Consider the following 26,112-nt stretch of genomic DNA (forward strand, 5'->3'; position numbering starts at 1 on the left):
AAAAGAAAACATTACTATAATCTCTTGAATATATAAGTTTTTCAAAACTTAAACGTTTTGAGCTTCAAGTTAGAGTGATAGTAAAAGTGGTGGTGCTCGACCTTGAGGGGTAAGAAAGAGTTGCTGAAGCTGAAAAAAAACATGGAAGTAGTTTTCAATAAAGGCAAGAAAACGAACCTGAATCCTAACCAAAATGTGCCTTAGATCAATATCTGGCAAAGGCAAAATATGGCTATACACCACACAATATTGACATTGATGATTTGCATCATGTTGGTGATGAGCCGATGGTGTTTTCGCTTCAGCTAAAAAGGTTGGGTGTTCATGTTCCATATCATGTTGTGGACTAAACATATTGTGATGCTGAGTCGTTACATGATGAGCATGGGATGCAGAAGAAGAGTGCGGGGCTTGCAACAAAACTTGGGCAATAGTTTCACATACTGGAGAAACTTGATATTTCTCTGGCAGTAATGGCTGTAAGAACACAGCGAGTTGTAAAAAGATTGCATAGAAGGCTAGCAATCTTCCAATCATCAGCACCCGATTGATCTCTTTCTGGAAATCATTGGAGAAATACTATAACAAAGAAATCCTTTTTTTAAAGTAATAATTAACGTTTTAATGAAAATAGCTGTACTTGTATACATTTTAAATATTTATCAAGCATATAATGTTTAAATTATGGGCTTTAATTTGAGGTAGAAGACTAATTTTTTTGATAAATATTGAGCATATTTAAATCGATTTCTTGTTTTTATTCGTCCTTTAAAATTGAACTCAAAATTAGGTTTAAATATCGGAGATATAAATAACACAAATAATCTAGGTATGTTAGGCTGATGAGTTTTTCTTAAGAAACAGCCGCTATGACGCATGAACGGAAATCTAAGGCAGGGGAGTTTCAATGGTCATTTTTACGGCCGAAATATTGGGGGATCTGGGTTGCTTTAATTATTTTAATGATATTTGCTATTCTTCCGTGGGCAATACAATGGCGACTTGCTGACATTCTGTCTAAATTGGCTTGGAAAGGGCTCAAATCTAGACGTAAAACCACAATTAAAAACTTGGAAATCTGCTTTCCTGATAAAAGTGAAGCCCAGATACAAAAAGAGGCGAAACAAGTATTCTTTAATATGATGTTAGGCTTATTTGAAGCATTAAATGCTTGGTACAACCCGCATTGGTTTAAGAATCGAATGCACATCAAGGGCTTAGAGCATCTTAAGGCTTCAGAAGGAAAAGGGATATTACTCTTAGGAACACACACCACACTATTAGATGCCGGTGGTTATATATGTGGCTATTTTTTCAACTTAGATGTTGTTTACCGACCTCAAAACAATCCTCTGCTTGATATGTTAATTAGTCGATGCAGGGCGACCATTTATCAAAATCAGATTTCTAAAGATGACATGAAAGGATTGATTTCAAATCTAAAGAATGAACATGTGATTTGGTATAGCCCAGATCAAGATTTTGGGTTGAAGCAAGGGGTAATGGCGCCATTTTTTGGTATAGAAGCTGCAACAGTAACGGCACATAGACGATTGATTAAAATAACAAAAGCTTCGGCAATTCCTTTGTTTTTTTATCGCGATGGCGATATTAGAAATCCTCAATATCATGTTGTACTAGAACCTGCTTTAGAAAACTTTCCAAGTCTGGATGAGGTAGAAGATGCGACACGCGTCAATTTAGTGATTGAGAATCAGATAAAAATGTACCCTACACAATATATGTGGTTTCACCGTCGTTTTAAAACAAGACCTGCTGGATATGAAAAAATTTATTAACTCAGTTTTTCATAGATAAGAGAAGCTCTATTTCAGAAATCTATATTGTTCTGAATGCATTTGACAATGCATCATTCAATCGATAAAGAAATAGAGCTTATGAGCTGAAGTATTCTCTCCAATTCGATCCATGTATCTGTTTTGAAGACGTAAAGATCGTTTTAATTTTGACTATCTGTCTATTCTTTTACATTCAAACTTGAACAGCCCCCAAACCTGTAAAGCATCATCAAACTAAACAGGCATATCTAAGTCATCGAAGCTTTCTAAAGTCTTTCCTGCATCAATATGTTTTTGATAATACTCAAGTCGTACCTCATCCAATACCGTACTAGAAAGACCGACATTCCAATAACCAGTGACCTGTACATCTTTTTTAGCAAGCGATTTTTCTTCTACGAAAAATTGACGAATTGCTCTGGCTTCATTACGTTCGCATGCAGCCCAGACTGTAATGTTATTTGTTTGCTTAAACTGATAAGCAGCTTTAAGCAGCAGCCCCATTTTCCCAGCTTGATCTTTACCTTCGCGCAGTAATAAATGCATTTGTACTTTTAAGCATTTAGGGAGGTATGCAAGGATATGAGGTTCTGAACTCTCAATAAAGATATCTGCACTGGCATCAGTTGGCCAAGATTTTAGGATGGAATAAAGTGCTGGAAGGGCAGTTTCATCCGCAAACATGAGCACATGTTTTTTCTCATCAAAATTTGGAACAAAGTGCGGTCTTGGTCCGATTAATTGAGTTTTTGTACCTATTTTTGCAGTATGTACCCACTTCATCGCAGGACTTTCATCCTCATGTTCAATCAGATCAATTTCAACTTCATATTTGTCTCGATCAAATGAACGAATGGTATAAACACGTGTTAAAGAGGCATCCTCATCGTTTTGAGAAACCCCTAAACGAACAGCTAAATTCGGCTTATCCCATAAATCAGGCTGATGAGTATCAATTTTTCCATGTACGCGTAGGATACTTGGGAATGGTCTTGAAATGGCTGTAATGGTCATTTCAATCTGTTCCAGATTTCTCATGTGATCATTTTGTTTCAGTATATTTTTATCATTTGAAATTTGATTTTGCTTAGTCATCATCAATTTACTCAACATTATTAAGTGAAATTTCACCTATTATGCATGATAATGATAATTGTTTGCAATTAGATCACTTAAAAATATCTAGAAACTTGAGAACTTGTTTATTCTCTAGTTGTGGAATACAAGTGGGTACTTTTAAAACTTTTCTCGTATCCAACCATACGCAGCAGCAAAGGGCAAAGCGGTTCTGGCTAAATATGGAACATGCCAAAGTCCACCATGGTTAGCATTCTCCATAATGAGTTCCAATGGGTGGTCCAATGATTTTTCAGGATTGGTTGCGCTATCAGGATTGTTTAAATCATGTACCCAAAGTGCAGCCATAATGGCATTGGTGGTTTCAGGGCTAAAGGTTTCAACCTTGAATAAGTCAGCTCCAGAGAATGCTGCTTTGAGGATTGGATTTTTCACAACAGAATGAGTTGTGGTCGAAGGTGCAATATTAATGACCGTCTTTTGGCCACGTGCACGTGTACTGATGGCAAACCACTGTTGCAGTCGTTTAGCCAATGCATAATTTGGCCCTTGTTCAATCACCATACAATCAGAAATACCGTACTGTTGACCATTATCTGATTCAATCAGCTGCTTGGTATTGGATTGGAAAAAGTTGGATAACGAAATATTATGAATAGACCGAGTCAGGAACTTTTCTAGAATAGGACGCTGTTTAATTTTCTGTTGTATCGATTGCACCACAGCTTTAGGAATCGCATAGATATCGGTGGGGGTGAGCATGAACATGATGCTGCTGTCTGGTTTTTGGCGGCTGACCTGTTCCATGATGCTAATCATGGCAATCGAAACACGCACATGTTTTTCACCGTCTAAATAAGCAATACCAGCCAAATCTAAAGTTTCAGTAAAGGTATTGAGCCAATTGGCAATTTCGGGTGTTTGAGTCAATAAATTCGCACCAAGCTGTTTGTCACCATTTGCCAAAGTAATTTGTGGCGCGATTAATGTGGCATTACCTTGCTGAATGGTTTGAGTGATTTTTTCCCAGATTTTTGGGTGAGGTAAATCAATAGCAACGATATTGGCACGCCATTTTGCAAGCCAACTGAGTGGCCCTGCTTCAGATGCGGCGCCAAATAACACCATAGTACGTGTAGATAAATCAAACCATTCAGGATGAGCTTGCAACAAACGTAATGCTTTAGCATGGCTAGGCTCAATAATTCGTTGTGTTTCCCAACGATCAATTTGCTCCGATAAGGCTTGGCCCTGTAGTTTTTTACCCTCGAAAGGAATAAACCATGGTTCAACTGCAGAAGGGCCAGAACCTTTTAAGACATAGCTTTCGAATGGCTGATCGGTAATATCGACCATGGCTTGCTGCAAAGAAGACTGTTGTGTCTCTCGATTAAATCTAAACAGTTCTTTGGCTGTATCCAATCCATGTTGGGCAATGAGCAAAGGATGATTGACCGATGTGATGCCAGATTTAACCAACTCTTGAAAGTAAACTGGATATTTCTTTCTCCAATTTTTTTCAGTCGTGAGTTGCGATGCATAAGGAGAATCGACACTTTTCAGTGCGGCATATAAAATTTTCTTTGCTGTGTCGGTGGTACTAGGCGTCTTTTTGCCAGATTTAATGGGGAATTGTATTCCATCGATTTTAGACTGTAATGTATTGCTCAATTCATTGCTCCCATCTTCTGAATCAAAAATTCAAAAACTAGTGTGGCTCTATGCTTTATTCAGTGTAAATTTCAGAATAAAGCGAAACAATGAAATACAAAATAGCGAAAAAACTGCAATTTCAAGTGTTTTTAAAACGTAAAAAGTCGTGTTGAAAAATCAAATAAGAGTTAAAAATCGAACAAATACAATTGTGTATATTTCAATTATGGCATTTCTATCATTTTTCTAGACAGGTAAAATATTACTTCATGCACACTTAAGTTAGGTTTAACAAGCTTAAACATTCGCAAAACAATATTTATAAAATTTCAATTTTCTGCACCTAAAGGCTCAGTATCAGCTCAAAGGGTGATCCTTAAATAATTGGACGATCCATTCAATAAAGACTTTTTGTCGAGGTGAAACCAATGTTTTTGAAGCATAGAGTAGAGAAATCGGAAGCGACGGGGCAGGATAATTTTCTAGAATTTGACATAGCGTTCCTTGCTCCAATTCGCATGTTTGGGCGTAGTGCGGGACTTGAATAATGCCAAAATGCTGTTTAGCTGCTGATGAATAAGTATGTGCTCCATTGACTTGAATCATATAGGGCAAATCATACAATTCCATTTGCTGCTGAACGATGAACTCAAGTGGTAGCGGTTTCTGTCGAGCTGTTGAATAAAACCCAACCATAAAATGATCATTAAGATCTACCAACGTTTGAGGTGTCCCATACTTTTCTAAATATTGCGGACTCGCCAAGGTAATTTGTTGAATCTCGCCAAGGTGTCTGACAATTAAATCACTGTTATTGAGCTGTCCAATCCGAATAACACAATCAATTCCTTCTTTAATGACATCAACATAACGATCACTTTCAGTCAGTTGCAGTTGAATTTGAGGAAACTCGGATAGGAATTCATGCAATTTGGGCATAATAAAATAGCTGGCAAAAATACCATGTACTTCGATTTTTAGTGTTCCTTGAGGTTTTGCATGTAGAAAATCATGATCCGATTCATTGATATAAGCCAGAATGTACTTACAGCGCTCGTAGTAAATTTTCCCTTCATCCGTGAGTCTAACCTGACGTGTGGTTCGAAATAACAAGCGGGTATTCAACTGTGTTTCTAATTGCTTAACTGCGTCAGTCAATGTGGAGCGAGGTAAATTCAGGATTTGTGCTGCCTTGGTAAAGCTCTGCTGTTCTACAACCTGTATAAAAGCAGACATCGCATTTAATTTATCCATCGCGCTTAAGCCATTTGTTCGGTTTATTCGGATAAAGATGCCAGAATTAGCTAGATTATCCAAGTATATCTGAACAGTATCATAGAACTTATTAAATGGTAAATTTCATTCAATGAGGTCTTAAATGAACACAACTGTGCATGCAAACCAAAAGAAAATTATTTTAATTACAGGTGCTTCTCGAGGAATTGGTGCTTTTACAGCGAACTTATTGGCTCAACAAGGCCATACAGTCATTGTTAATTATGCCAATAACGATCAAGAAGCCAATGCTGTGGTCACCAAGATTCAAGCCACTGGCGGAACGGCATCTGCCTTTAAAGCAAATATCAGCCAATCAAATGAAGTGACTCAATTATTTGATTATGCGATTCAGACCTACGGCCGAGTGGATGTACTGATAAACAATGCTGGCATTATGCGATTAAATAAGATTGAACAGCTCGATGATGAAAGTATAGATCAAATTTTAGCAATCAATGTAAAGGGACCTGTCTTTACCATGCGTGAAGCTGCAAAACGACTGGCACACGGCGGTAAAATTATCAATTTATCCAGCAGTGTTGTAGGGCTGAAACTCGAAGGTTATGGTATTTATGCAGCATCAAAAGCAGCGATTGAATCCTTAACGGCGATTCTGGCCAAAGAATTAAGGGGTAAAAATATTACCGTAAATGCAATTGCACCGGGACCGACATCAACCGAACTTTTCCTAGAAGGCAAAAGTGATGAGTTAATTGCACAACTCAGTAAAGCTGCGCCTTTAGAGCGTTTAGGCACAGTAGAAGATATTGCCGCAGTTTTAGATTTTGCAGTTAACGACGCAAGTAACTGGGTAAATGCCCAAGTACTTCGAGTGAATGGTGGAATTGTATAGTAAAGATGAGTCAAGATCCTGTGTCGATGACTAATGATTGTGAATGCACATAAAAAAGAGTTAAAAGGAAGTTTCCTTTAACTCTTTTCAAATTTTAATTTTTATTAATGACGTACTGAAATTCTATATTGGACTAAAATAAATTTATGTCCAATTTCATATCAAAAATATAAGTGTTTATTCATACAAAATGCCTATATTTTTTAGTTCTAATTAAGTGTATATCCTTTATTTTCCATATAAATTTTGCATACAAATAATGCTTCATCCTGCAGCTCAGCAGTTACTTCTTTATATTTAAAATAACTATGTCTCATCAATGAAACTGCCAATTGAACTAAGTAAACAATGTGATTTTCATCTTTAATCAGAATTGGATTTTTCTTATTATTTAGTACATGAAATAAATCTTTAGCAATGCTTTCATTGATTGTTTGATGTAAGTTTGAACCATCAATATTTATTGGCCCCCCTAAGATCAAAGCACTAGCAGCTTTATTTTGATTAAAAAAAGATGATGAATTTTTAATCATATCTTCAAAAATTAGCATTGCTGTTAAATTTTCATAAAATTCACTTTTTTCTTTTAAATAATGATTAAGTTCAACGTAATAGTTATTAACAATCAAGCTAAATAAATGATTAACGGTCGGGAAGTATTGATAAATAAAATTTCTTGGAACACCTGAGATCTCAGAAATTTCCTGAATTGAACATTCTTCAATATGATTGTTTTCTAATAAATTAATGGTTGTGAGTAAAACCAACTCTAGTCGTTCCAAACTTCTTTTTTGAATAGGTAAACGAATTTCGTTCAAAAACATATCAAAATTCTCATATTGCTTTAAAAAAATAAAAGGATTAGACTTTATAAAAACCGACACATGTCGGATTTTGGAAATGGGATGTCAAAATTTACTGAAAGCTAAGCATAAGGAGTATATATGAAAAAGTTTTATCCATGGCTTCAAACATACCAAAATCATGTAATTCCAGCAGAAATTACATTGCCGCCTGAGGATCAGTCTTTATCAGATTTATTGGATATTTCTTTACAAAAGCATTCAGTACAAACGGCCTTTATTTGTGGAGAAAAAAGTATCACATTTCAAGATCTTAATAATTTGAGTTTAAGATTTTCAAACTATTTACTTTCTTTAGGATTAGTGCCTCAAACTCGTGTTGCAGTAATGTTGCCTAATTGTCTGCAATATCCTGTTGTTGCCTTAGGCATTATTCGGGCTGGGCATGTAGTCGTAAATGTAAATCCCTTATATACGAGTAGAGAGTTAGCGCATCAGCTAAATGATTCACAAAGTGAAGTACTGGTGATTATTGATGACTTTTTATCGACATTTACTGCAATACAAAATAATGTCCCAGTACAAAAAGTAGTTCACACATCTTTAACTGATTTAAATTGTGAGATTGATCTTCTACTTAAGCAAGCAGAAAGTTCTAATGGGATCAGTGCTAATAGTATAAATTTTACAGATGCTCTTTGCAGTGTGAGTGATGATTCTTATATTTTACCCAAATTAAATCTGAATTCTTTAGCTTCCTTACAATATACAGGTGGAACAACTGGCGTTTCTAAAGGTGCTATACTTTCACATAAAAACCTTTACTCCAATATTATACAAATTGATGCGGTATTTTCATATCAATTAGACGTATTAAATAATAATATTCAGCACAAAAATCTATGTACTCTACCTTTATATCATATTTTTGGATTTACAGTTTGTTGCTTGTTTGGTATTAGTAAAGGCATAACCACAATATTAATTACAAACCCAAAGGATTTGAACTTTTTAGTTCAATCATGGGTACAACACCAACCATCTATGTTCCCAGCTGTTAATACTATGTTTAATGTATTATTAAATTTCCCCGATTTTAACAACTTAGATTTTAATAGCTTAAAAATTTCAATTGGTGGAGGAATGCCTGTTTTAAAAGCTACGGCAGATGAGTGGCAAGAAAAAACTGGTGTAGTGATCCATGAAGCCTATGGATTGTCAGAAACGTCTCCTCTGGCAGTTTTTAATCCATTAACAACAAAAAGTTTCAGTGGAAAGATAGGCATACCTGCACCTTCCACTGATGTCGTTATTTTAGATGAACATGGAAATAATTGTAGTTTTGGCAATGCTGGAGAGATAGCAATCAAAGGCCCACAAGTGATGCAAGGATATTGGAACAGAGAAGAAGAAACGCGCAAAGTAATGACAGATGATGGTTATTTTTTATCGGGTGATATTGGCGTCATGGATAAAGATGGATATATAGAACTAGTTGATCGAAAAAAAGATATGATAATTGTGTCGGGATTTAATGTTTACCCACGAGAGATCGAAGAGATCATTGCAACTCATCCAAAGGTTCTTGAAGTTGCAGTGATTGGAGTAAAAGATGAAAAATCAGGCGAGGTACCTAAAGCATTTATCGTCGTAAAAGATACAACTTTAATTATCGCGGAAATCCAAGATTTTATTCATCAAAAACTTACCAAGTATAAATGCCCTAAGTATGTTGAATTTATAACAGAATTACCAAAATCGAATATTGGAAAGATACTCAAAAAGAATTTAGTTGCAAATAATTAAATTCCATACATTGCCATTCACTTTAAATAAAAAATCCGCATCTCATTGCGGATTTTTTATTCTTTTTTGCTCAACCTGACTTTTTGATCGTGATTTAAAAGTTGAAGCGGTATAAGTACATGTAAAGAATAGAAAAACTAGGCATCTATTATGAATATTGACTCATATAAGGCTCGATTTAATGAGCGTTGCTTAAAGCGAGATGACAGCAATACATTTTTATATTGTTTAGTTAATAATGCATTCGACCAATTTACCTATTTCAGATTGATCTCTAATCAAAGTTTGCATAATTGCAGGATAGAATCCACTAAAAATATCGAAGATATGTTGTAGAAATACTTGTTCAATCTGAGAAAATTGGGAATACTCAAGCCCGTAAAATTCGGGCTGTAAAATTATCTTTTGGGGTTAGGCAACTATTGTGAAAACGTATCCATTTTCTCGTTTACAAAAAGCATTATTGGCGGTTGGTTCATTTTCATATCTAGGACTAAGCCCTGTGGTTTTACATGCGGAAGAGCCACAAAGACTTGAAACAATCACTGTAACGGCTGAAAGCTCACCCACGATTTATTATCAACCTAAAGTAAATTTATCGGGTTTTACTAAGCAACAGCTCGCAGAAATTCCAGCCTCTATCAGCACCGTAACAGCAGAGCGTATGGCAGACCAACACGCTAAAACCTTAACAGATCTGATTAAGAATGATGCTGCGGCAGGCGATGGTTATGCGCCAATTGGTTATTATCCAAATATTGTTATGCGTGGCTTTGCTTTAAATTTAGGCTCAAGCTACTTGCTGAATGGTAACTTGCTACGGGGTGAACAAAATGTTGCGCTTGAAAACAAAGAACAAGTCGAAATTTTAAAAGGCATTAGTGCCATTCAAAGTGGCATGTCGACACCAGGTGGCGTCATCAATTATGTCACTAAGCGTCCTAAAGACATCCGCTCACTAACGCTTGAAGTGGACAGTCATGGTGGTCATCGTGTAGCGACCGACCTTGGCGGTTTACTTGGTGAAAAACAGCAGTTTGGTTATCGTATCAATCTGGCCAATGAAGAAATTCATCCTTATGTTGAACATGCAGATGGAAAACGTTTGTTTGGTTCTTTAGCTTTAGATTGGAAAATTTCAGACCGCTCAAAACTAGAGTTTGATCTCGAGTCGCAGCGTCAACGCCAACGATCAGTACCGGGTTACCAGTTACTGGATGGTAAAACGGTGCCTACAGGTATTGATTTGGACCGATTACTTGGTTATCAAAGTTGGGGCAAACCCGTCACCAATGAAAGCCTAAATGCAGGCTTAAAATATAGCTACCAAATCAATAATAATTGGGCGACCAGTCTAATTGCTTCACAAAGCCGCGTTGTAGTCGATGATTACTCATCATTTGCATACACCTTCGACCAAAACGGAAACTATGATATTTATGATTTCCGCAGTCCTGATGATAGCTATTTAACCAATCAGTTTAAAGCTGGGCTAAATGGCAAATTTAATACAGGGACTTGGCAACATAAGCTTAGCTTAGAGCTATCGCAAAGCTATAAACGTCATGCACAATACGATGCATTAAATGAATGGGCCGGTACAGGAAATATTTATCAGGACCCTGATCCATTTACGCCAAGTGAAAAAACCTTAGGCAATCATTACAAATCATTTAAGAGTCAACAAACGGCTCTGAATTTGCTCGACCAAATTGATTTGAATCAAGAATGGTCAGTTATCGCTGGTGGAAAACTACTTCATTTAAATGAAGATGCCTATGATGCAATAGGTAATCGTATCAGAGATACCAATTTCAATCGGTTCTTACCACAATTTGCCTTGATGTATCAGCCATGGCAGGACACTCATCTTTATGCTTCATATGCAAAAGGTTTAAGTGATGGTGGACAAGCACCGTGGTACGCCAATAATGCATTTGCAACATTGGCACCTAAACACTCAACCCAATATGAGATCGGTATTAAGCAACAGTGGCAAGCCTTACTATTGACTGCTTCTTTATTTGAGTTAAAGCAAGATAACCAATATACCAATACGGATAGTGACTATGTTACTGATGGCAAACAACAGAATCTTGGTTTGGAACTCGGTGTACAAGGTCGTTTAGGACAAAATCTGGATATCACATCTTCTCTAGCACTTACACGTTCACGTTTAAAAGACATTCAAGCAAACGAATATCAAGGCCATCAAACACAAAATGTCCCAAGCGTACGCATCGCCAACTCTGTGTCTTATCAATTACCACAAGTAGATGGATTACGTTTACTGGCGGGCATGCAATACAGTAGTAGTAAATATGCCAATCGAACAGGGAATGTGAAAGTATCAGGCTATACCTTGTTTAATGTAGGTACGGCTTATAATTTCCGTGCCTATGGCTATGACAATACCCTCCGATTTAACGTCGACAATGTATTTAATAAAAAATATTGGCGTGATGCGGGAAGCTTCTTCGGGGATGATTATTTATTCCTTGGGACACCACGCACAGCTCAGTTGTCATGGAATGTAAGCTTCTAATTAAGCAAATTGATTTTTGCTTTCGCATCTATTGTAAACCCCAAAAGCCCTAGAGATTTGTGTTGAGGTATTGATAGTAGCAATGTGTAGGGCTTTTTTATTGTCAATTGTTAGGTGTCCCTTAATATGACCTGTCCAGTCCGCGGATTGGTGAGTGTCACATTCTCTAAGGCACGGATCAACCATGAGTCATTCTGCTTAGTCAGCACAGCCAGAATTAAAGTATCAACTTGATGTGGGCCTGCTGGATGTGCAAGACCTGCAGTTAGTCTGCTCCAGAAGTGAAGAATGACAATATCATCCGTGAGTTGATTAAGCTCTATTATTTCATTCTGAAGTGTCGAATCACGATAAATGGTTTCATGAATAGGAAGATGTAAGGCAACGATTTCTTTTATGCCTTTTACATAATGCCCAAAACGATTTACAAAGCTTGCATCTTCATCAAATAACGATGCAAGGGCAACCATGTCATGTTTATTCCAAGCCGTTTGGAATAAAGACGGAATTTGCTCTGGGGCAGTTGCTTTAATCATTGTCATCAAACCTATCTGACTTATTTTAAATATCCAACAACATAACTTAGATATCGCATTTATGCTGTTGGACAGCATAGATAATATTTTTAACTTAAAAATATCCTTTAGAAAGCTGCTTTAGCATAAATTGATTTTGCCTCTGCTGTGATCGCTAGCATATGAATAGCACCATGTATCATACCTTCTAACACATGGAATTTGACATTTACGCCAGCGGCTCGCAATTGCTCTGCATATTTTTCACCATCTTGGCGAAGGGGATCATATTCACATACAAAAATGGTGGCGTCGGGTAGATCTTGTAATGAATGTGCCAGTAAAGGGCTAACAAGTTCATTTACTTTGTCTGACTCAGTATTAAGATACTGATCCCAACAATAAGCCATGGTTGAAGAGGTTAGACCAAATCCCTGCGCATATGTTTCATAAGACGGACTTTTCATGGTGGCATCTAAGGCGGGATAAAAAAGTAGTTGGTGGCTAATTTTAATGTCAGGATGTTGTTTTGCGAGCAAGCACGCTGCCGCAGCTATATTCGCGCCAGCACTGTCACCGCCCACAGCTATACGATTTTGATCAAGCCCAAATGTAGATGCATTTTTCTGGATATAAGACAGTGCACTAAAAAAATCTGTTAAAGGAATAGGAAATTTAACCTCTGGGGTCAAACGATAGTCGACGGAAAATATCACTTGCACCGTTGCTTCAGCCAATAAACGACAAGCACGGTCCCATGCATCTAGGCTGCCAAGACACCATCCACCACCGTGAGCAAATACCATCGCTGGTCTTTGTTGTACATGTTCTAAGATATAGGGAACATAAACACGAACTTCAATTTCCGCTTGATCTTCAGTCATAACAGTAAAGCTGTGTTGATAAGATGAGTCTCGTTCAATGCCTTGTTGTTGGATAATCGATTGATTGACTTGTTCTCTAAGTTCAGCCAATGTGTTTGCAGCGGGTAGCATAGACTGAGACTTGAGCCAATTTTTGATTTCTATTCGTAAAGTCATTTGGCATGGTCCTGCTGTAAAAAGTTGAGAATTAATGAACAAAATATTTCTGGTTGTTCTTCCATAATGAAATGACCACAATCTTTTACAATCGCACTGGATAACTGAGTGCTGACTTTTTTCATAGTTTCATAAGGTGCATGGTTGGTTGCATGCTCTGCACCGATCGCCAATACAGGCATTGCTAAAGTTTTCGCCTGCCTTATTTTATTTTGACGAATAGTTTCAGGGATAGCGCGATAATAATTAAAACCTGCAGCTAAGCGTCCTGAAATTTTATACGCATTTATATAGGTTTCAGCGGCAACTTTATCTCGATGCCATGACCATTTATCAAAGATATAATTGAGATAAGTATCTTCACGACCCATCACTAAAGCTTCGGGTAAATCACCAATTTGGTTAAACATAAAATGCCAAAGAAAAATATTTTCTTCAGGAGCAACAAAAATTGGGGGTGGTGGTGCTAAGCCAGGGATAACAGCTTCAGTTACCGCAAGACAGCTGACTGACTCTGGAAAATCAGCGGCAAGGGCATAGCCAACCCACATCCCGATATCATGCCCGATAACCGCATATGTATGATGCCCAAGTTCAGACATTAAGCTTGATAGAATTGCAGCAATACGTCCAGTATCATAGTGACCATCAAGCGGAGCTGAATATCCTGTTCCAGGTGGATCAACTGCAATGGCCTGATAACCATGCTTAGCTAATTCAGTCATGACATGCCGCCATGCATACCATGTTTGTGGCCACCCAGGAATAAGTAACACAGCAGGTCCCTGACCTGTGGATACGTAATGTAGTTTTTTAGCTTCAATATTGATGTAGTGATGATTAAATTGATTTGATAGTTTTTCAGTGAGCGCTGTCATGATTATTTCTCGAACTGTACCCTAAATGCCCAATAGTTGGTTGATTTGTGATTGGTTTATTGGCGCAGCCGCAAAGTCATCAAATATTTTATCGGTCACATGAATAATATTTTGTTTAATAAATTCAGCCCCTTCACGCGCACCATCATCTTTATTTTTTAGACAACATTCCCACTCTAAAGTCGCCCAACCTTGATAGTCGTTATGAGCTAGTTTTGAGAAAATTGATTTGAAATCAACTTGTCCATCTCCTGTGGAACGGAAGCGACCCGCTCGATCTCCCCAATTTTGATAGCCGCCGTACATACCTTGACGGCCTGTAGGGGTGAACTCAGCATCTTTTACATGGAACATTCGGATGAAATCTTTGTAAATATCTAAATATTCTAAATAGTTCAGTTGCTGGAGAATGAAATGGCTAGGATCAAACAGGATATGGCAACGTGGGTGATGATTGGTACGTTCCAAGAACATTTCAAAGCTGATACCGTCATGCAGATCTTCAGCAGGATGAATTTCATAGCAAAGATTGACATCGTATTCATCACAGGCATTTAAAATAGGCGTCCAACGGCGAGCAAGCTCATCAAAAGCAGTTTCAATCAGCCCAGCAGGCCGTTGAGGAAAGGGGAATACATAGGGCCATGCTAAAGAACCAGAGAATGTTCCCATATCATGTAGACCCAAACGCGCAGAAGCTTGAATTGAAGCAAGCATCTGTTGCTCAGCCCATCTTGTTCTTTCTATTGGTTTTCCATGCAAATGCGAGGGTGCAAAACCATCACATAATGCATCGTAAGCTGGATGAACAGCCATTAACTGGCCAAATATATGAGTGGTTAATTCACTAATTTGCAAACCGTGCTGATCTAAAACCCCTGTAATCTCATCACAATAATTTTGACTTTCAGCAGCTAAATTGACATCAAATAATCGTTTATCCCAAGCTGGAAGTTGAACAGCCTTAAAACCCTTATCCGCAACCCATGCTGCAATACTTTCCAAGTTATTGAATGGGAAAATATTATCACTGAATTGTGCAAGGTGAATACTTGGGCCTTTCAGGGTCTGCATTGTTAAAACTCAATTAGTTGTCGATTGACAAACAATAGGCTTTATCTCATTTTAAAACAACTGGTTTTTTCAAATGAAGTTGGAGAACAGTGCTATTTTTAACAAATGATATTGATTTATTTGCGAAAATATTTTTTTAGAATAATAATAAAAATACTAAATCTGAAAATAAAGGGTCGTAATGGCTGGCAGACCAAGAGAGTTTGATAGAGAAAAAGCACTGATTCAAGCACGAGACTTGTTCTGGCAACACGGTTATGAAGGAACATCGATGTCCGATTTAGTCGATGTTTTAGGCATTGCTTCAGCACGTATTTACAAAGCATTTGGTTCAAAAGAAGCTCTTTTCAGAGAAGCAGTTAAACATTACGAAGAAAATGAAGGTGGCTTTGCAATAAAAGCATTGCAGCAGCAAGATATCAAAGTAGTAATCACCCAATTATTTCAAGACGCAATCAAGCTATACACTCAAACAAATCATGCTTATGGTTGTATGGTAGTTTCTTCGGCAAGTGTATTAAGTGAAGAGAATCAAACACTTTTAGCATGGATGAAACAGCAGCGCATTGAGCGCGTTGAAGGTCTAGTTAAGCGTTTTGAGCAAGCTAAACTGGATGGTCAATTGCTGGAGGATGCGGATCCTGAACAATTAGGGCAATATTATGGGCTAGTTTTACATGGCTTATCTGTACAGGCAAGAGATGGTTATTCAGAACAAGTGCTATTATCAAACATCAGCTTGGCACTTAAGAATCTAGACCAATATCTGGTAAAGCCTTAGCAAATTAATAGTAGTCTACACTCACCATCCTTCTCAGCAGGCGCTCGATGCACACATGGCGATACCTGTTGTGTTGGATGGTCTACCGCCAGACGCCAAAGATGTCCCGAACCTAAATTTACAGGTTTCGCATCTGTTTTAGGCTGATAATGTAGATCAAAAAAATACTCCGCCAAGAAAGTTTCAAAGTCAGCCGCTGGGCCGTCATATAATTTCTTTAACTTTTCTCTAATTTCTGGAATCAAAATCTTTTGTTCAACTTGATCTTGAGCCAGAATATCGCTTGCAGGTCCTTGATAAGTACATAAAAAAGTATCGGTTTCGATAGGTGATCGATCCACATGATATGAATATACATCGGTTGAAATGAAATCGAGCTCTTCGTCCCGTTCATAGCTCTTCAGTAAATTAAGGCATGGTGATGTACCTAAATCAGTGAGTAACTGTATATCTGCTAAGATAATTTCCCTTGCCAGATGACCTTTTTCTGAAAGTGGTAATGCCAAAAGATCTTCAATAGAAACTTCGGTAATATTCTCTTTTAATTCAAGTTTAGCCACAATTTCATTAAAATCACCCTCCAAACTTCTATGCCAGCAAAGAGCATTGATATCACCGTGAAAATGGGTATTTACCAGTTCAGAAAATGTAGAAACTACACCCACTTGAGCATGTTCAGAATATGGATTCTTCATATGAGAATTAAAAAATAAACTTGGCTCAATTATACAAGTAACTTTATCGAAATGTTGTTCGCCCATTAATTATGTTGATTTAAATACACTTTATTAATTCAACTTATACCATTGATTAATTTTATTATATGAGAAGAACCTAAAAATCGGATGTCTTTTAGATGATTGAATAGAAAAAAATGATTTTCATTAATTTGCAATGTAATAGGCACAAAATAAACAATGAAAAATTTTACGCCTGTCTATTCGCGTACTGGCAAAACACTTTTTTATATCATTTAGAGTAATCAATGACTTCTATGCATGCACTAACAAATGGTCAGGAACACTGTTTGGAAACTTATATAAATCGAGAGTTATCTTTATTAGAGTTTCATAAACGCGTGCTTGCACAGGCAAAAGATGATGGTCATCCACTGCTTGAGCGCCTTAATTTTTTAATTATTTTTTCTCGCAATCTGGATGAGTTCTTCGAAATCCGTGTTGCTAGTTTACGACAGCAAATGAACTTGTCGACTCAAACGCTGGGGCCAGAAGGGACGGCGCTCAATGATGTCTTACAGCAAATCTCGAAAGTCGTTCATGAAGCGGTAGAAGAACAATATAAAATATTAAACCATTCTATTCTTCCTCAATTGCAAGGTCATGGTGTTCATTACATCCAGTATGCGGACATACTCGAAAAGCATAAAGCATGGATTAAAGATTATTTTTTTAATGAAGTGCAACCTGTTGTTACCCCGATTAGTTTAGATCCAGCACATCCATTTCCACGTTTGGTCAATAAAAGTCTGAATTTTATTGTGACCTTAGAAGGAAAAGATGCATTTGGACGAGAAATTGATTTAGCCATCGTACCAGCGCCGAGATCATTGCCTCGATTGGTTAAATTGCCAAATCAAATTTCAGGGAACTCAGAGCATTACATTTTACTGTCTGCAATTATTCAGGAACATATTGCAGATTTGTTCCCAGGTATGAAAGCCACAGGATGCTATCAATTTCGTGTCACACGGAATGCCGATTTAACCGTTTCGGAAGATGTTGAAGACTTAGCCATTGCATTAAAAGGTGAGTTATCCGCTAGACGTTTTGGGCGCGCCGTTCGATTAGAAGTGAATAAAAACTGTCCAGAGCATATTGCAGACTATTTGTTGGAACAATTTGAGTTAGAAAAACAGCATTTATATCATGTAGATGGACCTGTCAATCTAGCTCGTTTTATTGCCAATTTTGATTTACCAGCATTACGCTTCCAACCCTATCAACAAAAAATCCCTAAAGCACTCTATACCAAAAAACCAATTTTTGATGTGCTACAAGCAGGAGATGTATTGTTACATCATCCATTTGATAGTTTTGCTCCAGTGATCAAGCTCCTCAGAGATGCTGCTTATGATCCCAATGTACTTGCGATTAAACAAACGCTCTATCGGAGCGGCGCAGACTCAGAGATTGTCAAAATTCTTGCAGAAGCCGCTAGAAATGGCAAAGAAGTAACAGCGGTTATTGAATTAAGAGCTCGTTTTGATGAGGAATCAAATATTGAAGTAGCCAATGTACTTCAAGAGGCGGGTGCAGTTGTGGTATATGGAATTGTTGGCTATAAGACCCATGCCAAAATGATTCTGGTGGTGCGCAGAGAACAAGATAGAATCAAACGATATGTGCATTTAGGTACAGGAAACTACCACGCGACCAATGCAAAAATTTATACAGATTATGGTTTATTAACCAGTGATGATGACATTTGTGAGGATGTACATAAAGTTTTTCAGGAGTTAACCGGTATGGGGAAGATGGCAAAATTAAAAAAACTCTTCCATGCACCTTTCACCTTACATTCGCAACTGATTGAATTAATACAACAAGAAATTGAAAATAGTAAAGCCGGTAAAAAAGCACAGATTATGATCAAGGTGAATGCCTTGACTGAACCTCAACTGATTAATGCACTTTATAAAGCTTCGCAGGCCGGTGTTCAGATCGATTTGATTATCCGTTCAATTTGTTGTTTAAGACCACAGGTCAAAGGGCTTTCAGAAAATATTAGAGTCCGTTCAATCGTGGGACGTTATTTAGAACATACGCGTGTTTATTATTTTTATAACGATGGTGAGATTAGACTGTATTGCGCCAGTGCGGACTGGATGGGTCGAAATCTGTTCTCTCGTATCGAATGTTGTTTCCCGATCGAAGATAAAAAGCTAAAAAAACTCATTATTGAAGATGGCCTGAAGAATTATTTGAAAGATAATCGCAGAGCATGGGAGCTTCAAGCAGATGGGACATGGCTCCAGTGTCAACCGAAACAAGATCAAGTTGTCCATATCGCACAAAGATATTTAATGGATCGAGAGATCGGGTGACACTTAATTGTCATGAACAGCGATTAAACTAATTTTAGAAGAACAAAAAAGAGCTCATAGGGACGTAACAATAATAATTTTATCTCTTATCACACAACATACCGTTCATTTTCCAACCCACTTCGGTGGGTTTTTTATTGCATCAGAAGAAGTGATGCGTCTGGGCGTTTGTAGAAACGCCGCAACTTTTTTGGCTTCATTCTGAGCCAACAAAAAAGTAAAATCTGGATAGATAATTTTAAGCTTCAACAAGGGTTTATTCCAATTTAAGCTGATAGTCATCCTTGGTAATTTTAATTTTGATTTTTTGAAATTTTCTTTTATTTGGATCTAGAGCAGAATTAGTCACTTCATTGGCAAAATCTTTGTTTCTCATCAAGTCATAATAGGCTTTATAACCGAGTAGCATCTTCTGAGGTTTCTCTCCATGTTGTTGGCTATAAGACTCAATCAATTGGCTAAGGGACTCGAAGATAGAGTTTACTGTCATATGAATTGCCTCTAAATACGTAGAAGAAGTACAGTTAAGTTAATCAATCTTTATTAAATATTTAAGACAATTTTATAAATAATAACATTCGACCAGCTATCGATTTTCATCTTAGATACCCTTAGCAACAACTCTGGTTTGAGTTGATGATCATCTTTTTGCCCTTCAAGATGAGCGGGCAAAGTATTAAAACCACTTATGTTTATTTTTAACTATTGAAAAAAGAGGCAATGCATCTTACAAACTCATTAACTTCAAGTTAATGGTATTGAATTTAGGTTGATTGATCAGACATAAGAAAAAGCTTTTCATAAGGTAAGTCATCGTTACCAAGGAAAAGCACATGGAATGTTCTGTTCAAAATAAAGCAAATCTATGGACAAAACGTCGACATGCTAAACAATTGAAACTAGAACAAGTACGCCAATATACCGATGGCGTTGTGATTCCCAGACAAAATATTATTCAAGTCTTGGAAACTTTAATCAGTTCAGGCGATAAGGTTGTACTTGAAGGAAATAACCAGAAACAAGCTGACTTTTTATCGCGTGCTCTCGCTCAAGTCAATCCTAAGACAGTTCATCACTTACATATGATTATGCCTAGTGTCGGACGTCCAGAACATCTCGACATTTTTGAAAAAGGAATTGCACGCAAGCTCGATTTTTCATTCGCTGGAACGCAAAGTTTACGCATTAGTCAGTTGCTTGAAGATGGGCTGCTTGAGATAGGGGCTATTCATACATACATTGAACTGTATTCACGTTTACTGGTCGATTTAATCCCAAATGTTGTTTTATCGGCAGGATTCATGGCTGACCGTCATGGCAATATTTACACAGGTCCAAGTACAGAAGATTCACCCGCATTAATTGAACCCGCTGCCTTCAGTGACGGCATTGTGATTGTACAAGTGAATGAGCTTGTCGATGATGTGCAAGATCTTCCTCGTGTGGATATTCCAGCGTCTTGGGTTGATTTTGTCGTGGTTGCAGATAAACCTTTTTATATTGAACCGTTATTTACGCGAGATCCGAAGCACATTAAACCCGTTCACGTTTTAATGGCCATGATGGCAATACGTGGAATTTATGAACGTCATCAGGTGCAATCACTGAATCATGGCATTGGCTTTAATACGGCGGCAATAGAATTAATTTTGCCGACTTATGGCGAATCATTAGGTCTAAAAGGAAAAATTTGTCGTAACTGGACTTTAAATCCACATCCAACGCTTATTCCTGCAATTGAAACAGGTTGGGTTGAAAGCGTGCATTGCTTTGGTACAGAACTAGGGATGGAAAAATACATCGCGGCACGACCAGATATTTTCTTCACTGGCTGTGATGGATCTTTACGTTCTAATCGCATGATGTGTCAGTTGGCCGGACAATATGCAGTGGATCTTTTCATTGGTGCAACCTTACAAGTTGATGGGAGTGGTCATTCCTCAACTGTAACCAAAGGGCGTTTGGCTGGATTTGGTGGGGCGCCAAATATGGGACATGATCCACGTGGTAGACGACACTCAACACCTGCATGGCTCGATATGCGCATCCAAGGTACAAATGAGACCGAAACATATCTAGCACGGGGTAAAAAATTAGTTGTACAGATGGTGGAAACATTCCAGGAAGGTGGAAAACCAACATTTGTGGATACGCTTGATGCAGTGGATGTCGCGAAAAAGGCAGGGATGCCTTTAGCACCAATTATGATCTATGGTGATGATGTGACCCATCTTTTAACCGAGGAAGGAATTGCATATCTCTATAAAGCACGAAGCTTGGAAGAGCGTCAGGCGATGATTGCAGCTGTCGCTGGTGTTACGGATATTGGCTTAAACCATGATCCGAAAAAAACCGAAAAGTTACGACAAGAGGGCTTAGTCGTTTTTCCTGAAGATTTAGGCATACGCCGTACCGATGCAACACGTGAATTGTTGGCGGCTAAAAATATTGCTGACCTTGTGACGTGGTCGGATGGCCTGTATCAACCGCCTGCAAAATTTAGGAGTTGGTAATGAATGCACTCTTAAAAAAGACAGGTTTTAACACTGCAGAATTCTTGGCAGATATGGCGGTGCAGGCATTAATTGATGAAGTGAATTTAACCCCAAAACCCGCTTTAGTAGATCAGCGTGGAAGTGGCGCTCATGATGATTTAACGCTTGAGTTAATGGAACGTTCTGCTCAATGCTTATTTCCAATGTTTAAGGCAATGGCAGAAGCTGCCGAGCTCTATGGCGAAGTTTGTACCGCTTTGCGGGAGGATATTGGACAGCTTGGTCGCTATGGTGAACATCGTATGTTGCAAGTCACTCAGGGAGTAAATACACATCGTGGTGCAATTTGGTCAATTGGTCTGGTCGTGACATCTGCCGCATTAACGCTTTTAAATCAGCAAAGATGCACCGTTGAAGGGTTATGCAAAACTGCCAGTGAACTGGCAAACATTGAGGATCAATTTGCCCCTAAACAACCAACCACGCATGGGCAGCAAGCCAGACAGAAATTTGGAATCAATGGAGCAAAACAACAAGCACAACAGGGTTTTCCAGTGATTACCACATATGGACTCGCTCAACTACACCGTAGCCGTGTGCAAGGAATACCTGAATCCTCTGCTCGATTGGATGCGCTACTGGCGATGATGGGGCAACTGACGGATACCTGCGTTATCCATCGAGCTGGGTTGGATGGACTTCATAAAATGCAGGTGGGTGCTCAACATGTATTGGCGCTAGGCGGTTGTTCAACAGTGCAAGGACAGCAACGCTTGTTACAACTTGAACAGGACTTATTGGCGATTCGAGCTTCTGCAGGCGGTGCAGCAGATTTACTGGCCACACTCTTGTTCCTTGATGGCATAGAAAAATATCACTGCAAATAATCTTAGGGAAGATAACGATGGAAACATTAACTTTTGAATTTTCGGCAGGAGAGATTCCCAAAAAATCAGCGCTCGTCGGCTGTGTTGGATCTGGTGATCTTGAAATTCTGATGGAACCAAATCGTTCAGGTCAAACCACGACAATCAAAGTGGTCACTTCTGTCGATGGTAGTCAACAACGCTGGAAAAATTTGTTTGAACGAATTTTTTCAATTCAACGTCCTCCCGCAGTCAACATTGATATTCATGATTTTGGTGCAACCCCTGGCGTGGTTCGTTTAAGACTTGAACAGGCTTTTGAGGAGGTGAAAGGTGGCTGATCTTAATCACTTATTGAATAAACAAAGCTTTATTGAGCTTGGAGCGCGTGATCGAGCTAAATCTTTACTCGATGCTGGAAGTTTTCGTGAATTATTGGATCCATTTGCACGAATGATGTCTCCTTGGTTGCCGAAACAAAATATTGTTCCTCAAGCCGATGATGGCGTTGTTGTTGTTAAGGGAACAATTCAACAACACCCTGTTGTTGTCATCTCTATTGAAGGCATATTTCAAGGGGGGAGCTTGGGAGAAGTTGGAGGTGCCAAGATTGCAGGGGCTTTGGAACTGGCAATCGAAGATAATGTTAAAGGTATCCCGACAACGGCAATTTTATTGCTAGAAACAGGTGGAGTCCGCTTGCAAGAGGCAAATCTAGGATTGGCAGCAATTGCTGAAATTCAATCTGCGATTGTGGAACTGAGACAGTATCAACCCGTTATTGGTGTGATCGCTGGCAGCGTAGGCTGCTTTGGAGGAATGTCAATTGCGGCTGGATTGTGTAGTTATTTGATCATGACACAAGAAGGGCGATTAGGTTTAAACGGTCCTCAAGTAATTGAACAAGAGGCAGGTGTTCAGGAATACGACTCAAAAGATAGACCTTTTATCTGGAGTATTACGGGGGGAGTACAACGATTTGCCAGTGGTCTGGTTGACTTCTATGTTGAAGATGATCGTGTATCGATTCTAGAGCAAATTATCCATTGTATTTCACAAGGTAAACCTCGGATTCATAGAAGCAGTAATGCCACTTTTTACCTGTCAAAACTTCAACAGGTAGATACGACAGCACAGATATTGCCAACCGAAGTTCAAGTCTTATATCAAGGCAAAGAGGTCTAAAATGAATACACATATTACTCAAGCCTCCTCACGTGGACGAAACTGGTTTAATGCTTTAACCCAAAACTTTGATTTCATCAAAACCCAAATTGATTCATTGCTCATTGCTGATGGCCAATTGGATGGTCAAGACGTTCGTGTTTTTGCCATTGTCGCAGATGAACTGAATCACTACCCACGTGCACAAAATGGTGAAGTTGGTTTATTGGAAGGTTGGTCATTGGCGCAGACAATTGATGAAGTCATTCAAGCTGATCAAAGTAAATCTGTGAAGCGCAGTATTGTATGTATTGTCGATGTACCCAGTCAGGCTTATGGGCGTAGGGAGGAAGTGCTTGGCATCCATCAAGCGCTTGCTGGCGCCGTAGATGCGTATGCTACTGCTCGTTTGGCAGGGCATCCTGTGATTAGTTTACTTGTAGGTAAGTCGATGTCGGGTGCCTTTTTAGCACATGGTTATCAGGCGAATCGTATTTTGGCACTTAAGGACCCAGGAGTCATGGTACATGCGATGGGGAAAGAGTCCGCTGCTCGTGTCACTTTGAGAAGTGTTGATGAGCTGGAAGTCTTAGCCGCCGCCATTCCACCAATGGCGTATGACATCGAAAGCTATAACACATTAGGATTGTTATCCAATGTCCTTGAGGTTGAAGATGCTGAACAACCCACTCTAGCCGATATCAGCGCTGTTAAAGCAGCATTGAATGAGGCAATTCAAGATATTCAGCAACAAGGCAAGGTTGATTTAAAGCATCGCTTAAATGGGGAAAATCGTCAAGCATCGAAACAGGTTCGCGAATTATTACGTGAGCAATGGTCATGAACAGGTGTATTCAGGCACATGATTTATTGTGGGGAATGAGCCCACACATGTTACCTGATAACGTACCAGATTGGGCCGTTCAAGTGCTATTTGAGCAAAAGCCTGTTGTGGTTAGACGGGCGATGACTAAGATACATATGGTTGCCGTGGGTATTCGTGGAGAACAAAGAAATCAACGCTTTGCAACCGAAATGCCGACTCAGGCGATCGTCAAAAGAGTGAGTCCAGAAAGTCTGCTTGCAAAGAATTTGGCCTTTTTCCCTCATTTACAACACAAACTGCGGCGGATTTATACAACCATGCAAAGTTTTGCTTTGCCATGGGGATATACAGGAAGTGTAGGTTATGAATTGGCAACAGGACTTAAAACAGTCAATCAAAATAGTGATGTTGATTTATTGATTCGTACAGAACAATTCATCTCAAAATCAGAAGCGCAAATCATATTAACGGCGTTAGAAAATTTAGGGATCAACATTGATGTGCAACTACAAACACCTTTAGGCGGCGTCGCACTGAAAGAATGGGCAAGGACAGCAGGAGAGGTTTTGCTAAAACAAAATGACAAAGCAGTTTTAGTCAAAAATCCTTGGCATTAAAAGGAAAAAGACATGAGTTCAATGTGGGTATATCCAGGACAAGGTTCTCAGAAAGTGAATATGTTACATGATTTACCTCAACATTCACTGGTGAAGACACATTTGGAACAGGCGTCAGATTTATTGCATCAGGATGTACTGTCGCTTGATCAAAAAGAAGCCTTGAAATCGACGTATTCCGTTCAGCTTTGTTTGTATATTGCTGGTGTAATTTGCTCTGCGCTGTTGAAAGAACAAGGTCTCAAACCAGATTATGTTGCAGGTTTATCGATTGGTGCATGGGCTGCGGCGACCGTCGCAGATGTCATCAGTTTCGAAGATGGTCTTGCATTGGTGGCCAAACGAGGAAAGTTGATGCAACAAGCCTATCCGAAAGGCTATGGCATGACAGCAATCCTCAGTTCGGACTCATCTAAAGTTCAGGAGTGGGTTTCAACGATCCATAAGCATCAATCTGATGTTTATATTGCAAATTTTAATGCACCGAATCAGATCGTGATTTCAGGTTCAGATCAAGCAATGCAACAGGTCGAAGCGCTTGCAATGCAATCTGGCGCAGTAACTAAAAGATTAGAGGTCAGTGTGCCATCACACTGTTGTTTATTGGAAAAACAAGCCGAGCAATTGGCCTATTTGGCGGAGGGAGTTCAATTAAATCAACCAAATATTAAATATTTAAGCGGGACTTCTGCTCGTTTGCTTAGAACAGGTGAACAGATTCTTGATGATCTCGTTTTTAATATGAGCCGAACGATAGATTGGGAAAACACCGTTCAGGCTGCATGGGAGCGAGGTGTTCGATTACAGATCGAAGCTTTGCCAGGCACAACACTGACAGGTTTAGCACGGAAAGTATTTAAGGACGGAACGGTTTTGTCTTTTCAAAATACAAGATTGGAAAATTTGATTATTGAGATGCAGAAGCAACATCGTCTTGCATAAACAAAATCAAAAATAAATGAAGTCACTCAATGGATA

Annotated in this window: 24 protein-coding genes; 13 read left to right on the forward strand and 11 right to left on the reverse strand. The window is 38.6% G+C overall.

Annotated elements, in window-relative coordinates; genetic code table 11:
* Positions 1–69 precede the first annotated feature (69 nt).
* On the reverse strand, positions 70–537 hold the full coding sequence (locus tag MMO42_RS01490; RefSeq protein ID WP_241318886.1) for a DUF2946 domain-containing protein: 468 nt from the start codon (positions 535–537) through the stop codon (positions 70–72).
* Between the two features lie 332 nt (positions 538–869).
* Here MMO42_RS01490 and MMO42_RS01495 point away from each other — a divergent pair, with 332 nt between their 5' ends.
* Positions 870–1,799 carry a lauroyl acyltransferase gene (locus tag MMO42_RS01495; RefSeq protein WP_241318887.1) on the forward strand — a complete coding sequence of 310 codons (930 nt, stop codon included), beginning with the start codon at positions 870–872 and terminating at the stop codon, positions 1,797–1,799.
* A 234-nt stretch (positions 1,800–2,033) separates the two neighbouring features.
* On the opposite strand, the gene MMO42_RS01500 is transcribed toward MMO42_RS01495, so the two are convergent.
* From MMO42_RS01500 to MMO42_RS01510, 3 genes are all read right to left on the reverse strand, one after another.
* A complete protein-coding gene (locus MMO42_RS01500) occupies positions 2,034–2,894 on the reverse strand; it encodes a siderophore-interacting protein (protein WP_241319571.1) in 861 nt (286 codons plus the stop codon).
* 141 nt (positions 2,895–3,035) lie between these two features.
* The gene (locus MMO42_RS01505; protein WP_241318888.1) at positions 3,036–4,547 is read right to left on the reverse strand and encodes a hypothetical protein; all 1,512 of its coding nucleotides are present in this window, start codon (positions 4,545–4,547) and stop codon (positions 3,036–3,038) included.
* A gap of 339 nt (positions 4,548–4,886) precedes the next feature.
* Complete coding sequence (locus tag MMO42_RS01510) at positions 4,887–5,783, reverse strand: LysR family transcriptional regulator (RefSeq protein ID WP_241318889.1); 897 nt, start codon at positions 5,781–5,783, stop codon at positions 4,887–4,889.
* 124 nt (positions 5,784–5,907) lie between these two features.
* Between MMO42_RS01510 and MMO42_RS01515 the strand changes: the two genes are divergently transcribed.
* Complete coding sequence (locus MMO42_RS01515) at positions 5,908–6,660, forward strand: SDR family oxidoreductase (RefSeq protein ID WP_241318890.1); 753 nt, start codon at positions 5,908–5,910, stop codon at positions 6,658–6,660.
* A 209-nt stretch (positions 6,661–6,869) separates the two neighbouring features.
* Here MMO42_RS01515 and MMO42_RS01520 read toward each other — a convergent pair whose 3' ends face one another.
* Positions 6,870–7,478, reverse strand: a complete 609-nt coding sequence (locus MMO42_RS01520; protein WP_241318891.1) for a TetR/AcrR family transcriptional regulator — start codon at positions 7,476–7,478, stop codon at positions 6,870–6,872.
* Between the two features lie 126 nt (positions 7,479–7,604).
* Between MMO42_RS01520 and MMO42_RS01525 the strand changes: the two genes are divergently transcribed.
* A complete protein-coding gene (locus MMO42_RS01525) occupies positions 7,605–9,269 on the forward strand; it encodes an AMP-binding protein (protein WP_241318892.1) in 1,665 nt (554 codons plus the stop codon).
* Between the two features lie 424 nt (positions 9,270–9,693).
* Entirely contained in the window at positions 9,694–11,814 is a 2,121-nt protein-coding gene (locus tag MMO42_RS01530) for a TonB-dependent siderophore receptor (protein ID WP_241318893.1), read from the forward strand.
* Positions 11,815–11,924: 110 nt separating this feature from the next.
* Here MMO42_RS01530 and MMO42_RS01535 read toward each other — a convergent pair whose 3' ends face one another.
* The 4 genes from MMO42_RS01535 to MMO42_RS01550 all read right to left on the reverse strand — a co-directional run bounded on the left by MMO42_RS01535 (position 11,925) and on the right by MMO42_RS01550 (position 15,321).
* The gene (locus tag MMO42_RS01535; protein ID WP_347005669.1) at positions 11,925–12,356 is read right to left on the reverse strand and encodes an SgcJ/EcaC family oxidoreductase; all 432 of its coding nucleotides are present in this window, start codon (positions 12,354–12,356) and stop codon (positions 11,925–11,927) included.
* Positions 12,357–12,457: 101 nt separating this feature from the next.
* On the reverse strand, positions 12,458–13,369 hold the full coding sequence (locus MMO42_RS01540) for an alpha/beta hydrolase (RefSeq protein ID WP_241318895.1): 912 nt from the start codon (positions 13,367–13,369) through the stop codon (positions 12,458–12,460).
* On the reverse strand, positions 13,366–14,247 hold the full coding sequence (locus MMO42_RS01545; RefSeq protein ID WP_241318896.1) for an alpha/beta hydrolase: 882 nt from the start codon (positions 14,245–14,247) through the stop codon (positions 13,366–13,368). Before MMO42_RS01545 ends, MMO42_RS01540 begins: the two co-directional genes overlap by 4 nt.
* 21 nt (positions 14,248–14,268) lie before the next feature.
* Entirely contained in the window at positions 14,269–15,321 is a 1,053-nt protein-coding gene (locus MMO42_RS01550; protein ID WP_241318897.1) for a sugar phosphate isomerase/epimerase family protein, read from the reverse strand.
* Between the two features lie 181 nt (positions 15,322–15,502).
* On the opposite strand from MMO42_RS01550, the gene MMO42_RS01555 reads away from it, so the two are divergent.
* Positions 15,503–16,102, forward strand: a complete 600-nt coding sequence (locus MMO42_RS01555) for a TetR/AcrR family transcriptional regulator (protein WP_241318898.1) — start codon at positions 15,503–15,505, stop codon at positions 16,100–16,102.
* Here MMO42_RS01555 and MMO42_RS01560 read toward each other — a convergent pair.
* Positions 16,099–16,797: a DUF1826 domain-containing protein gene (locus MMO42_RS01560; protein WP_241319572.1), complete on the reverse strand. Its 699-nt coding sequence runs from the start codon at positions 16,795–16,797 to the stop codon at positions 16,099–16,101. The genes MMO42_RS01555 and MMO42_RS01560 overlap by 4 nt on opposite strands.
* 290 nt (positions 16,798–17,087) lie before the next feature.
* Between MMO42_RS01560 and ppk1 the strand changes: the two genes are divergently transcribed.
* Positions 17,088–19,166: a polyphosphate kinase 1 gene (gene ppk1 / locus MMO42_RS01565; RefSeq protein WP_241318899.1), complete on the forward strand. Its 2,079-nt coding sequence runs from the start codon at positions 17,088–17,090 to the stop codon at positions 19,164–19,166.
* Between the two features lie 256 nt (positions 19,167–19,422).
* Here the strand turns inward: ppk1 and MMO42_RS01570 are convergent, their stop codons facing one another.
* Positions 19,423–19,656, reverse strand: a complete 234-nt coding sequence (locus MMO42_RS01570) for a hypothetical protein (protein ID WP_005294069.1) — start codon at positions 19,654–19,656, stop codon at positions 19,423–19,425.
* A 343-nt stretch (positions 19,657–19,999) separates the two neighbouring features.
* Between MMO42_RS01570 and mdcA the strand changes: the two genes are divergently transcribed.
* Genes mdcA through mdcH form a run of 7 tightly spaced genes read left to right on the forward strand, consistent with a single transcriptional unit; the run spans position 20,000 to position 26,076 of the window.
* Positions 20,000–21,679 carry a malonate decarboxylase subunit alpha gene (gene mdcA / locus MMO42_RS01575; RefSeq protein ID WP_241318900.1) on the forward strand — a complete coding sequence of 560 codons (1,680 nt, stop codon included), beginning with the start codon at positions 20,000–20,002 and terminating at the stop codon, positions 21,677–21,679.
* On the forward strand, positions 21,679–22,548 hold the full coding sequence (locus MMO42_RS01580) for a triphosphoribosyl-dephospho-CoA synthase (protein WP_241318901.1): 870 nt from the start codon (positions 21,679–21,681) through the stop codon (positions 22,546–22,548). The genes mdcA and MMO42_RS01580 overlap by 1 nt, the downstream gene beginning before the upstream one ends.
* A gap of 17 nt (positions 22,549–22,565) precedes the next feature.
* Positions 22,566–22,868, forward strand: a complete 303-nt coding sequence (locus MMO42_RS01585; RefSeq protein WP_241318902.1) for a malonate decarboxylase subunit delta — start codon at positions 22,566–22,568, stop codon at positions 22,866–22,868.
* Positions 22,861–23,712 (forward strand): biotin-independent malonate decarboxylase subunit beta, encoded by an 852-nt coding sequence (locus MMO42_RS01590; protein ID WP_241318903.1) that lies wholly within the window; start codon positions 22,861–22,863, stop codon positions 23,710–23,712. The genes MMO42_RS01585 and MMO42_RS01590 overlap by 8 nt, the downstream gene beginning before the upstream one ends.
* Before the next feature lies 1 nt (position 23,713).
* Positions 23,714–24,535 carry a biotin-independent malonate decarboxylase subunit gamma gene (gene mdcE / locus MMO42_RS01595; RefSeq protein ID WP_241318904.1) on the forward strand — a complete coding sequence of 274 codons (822 nt, stop codon included), beginning with the start codon at positions 23,714–23,716 and terminating at the stop codon, positions 24,533–24,535.
* Positions 24,532–25,134: a malonate decarboxylase holo-ACP synthase gene (locus tag MMO42_RS01600; RefSeq protein ID WP_241318905.1), complete on the forward strand. Its 603-nt coding sequence runs from the start codon at positions 24,532–24,534 to the stop codon at positions 25,132–25,134. Before mdcE ends, MMO42_RS01600 begins: the two co-directional genes overlap by 4 nt.
* A 12-nt stretch (positions 25,135–25,146) precedes the next feature.
* Positions 25,147–26,076 (forward strand): malonate decarboxylase subunit epsilon, encoded by a 930-nt coding sequence (mdcH, locus tag MMO42_RS01605; protein WP_241318906.1) that lies wholly within the window; start codon positions 25,147–25,149, stop codon positions 26,074–26,076.
* Positions 26,077–26,112: the final 36 nt, after the last annotated feature.

The organism is Acinetobacter sp. ANC 3882 (assembly GCF_022549545.1).
Classification (GTDB): Bacteria; Pseudomonadota; Gammaproteobacteria; order Pseudomonadales; family Moraxellaceae; genus Acinetobacter.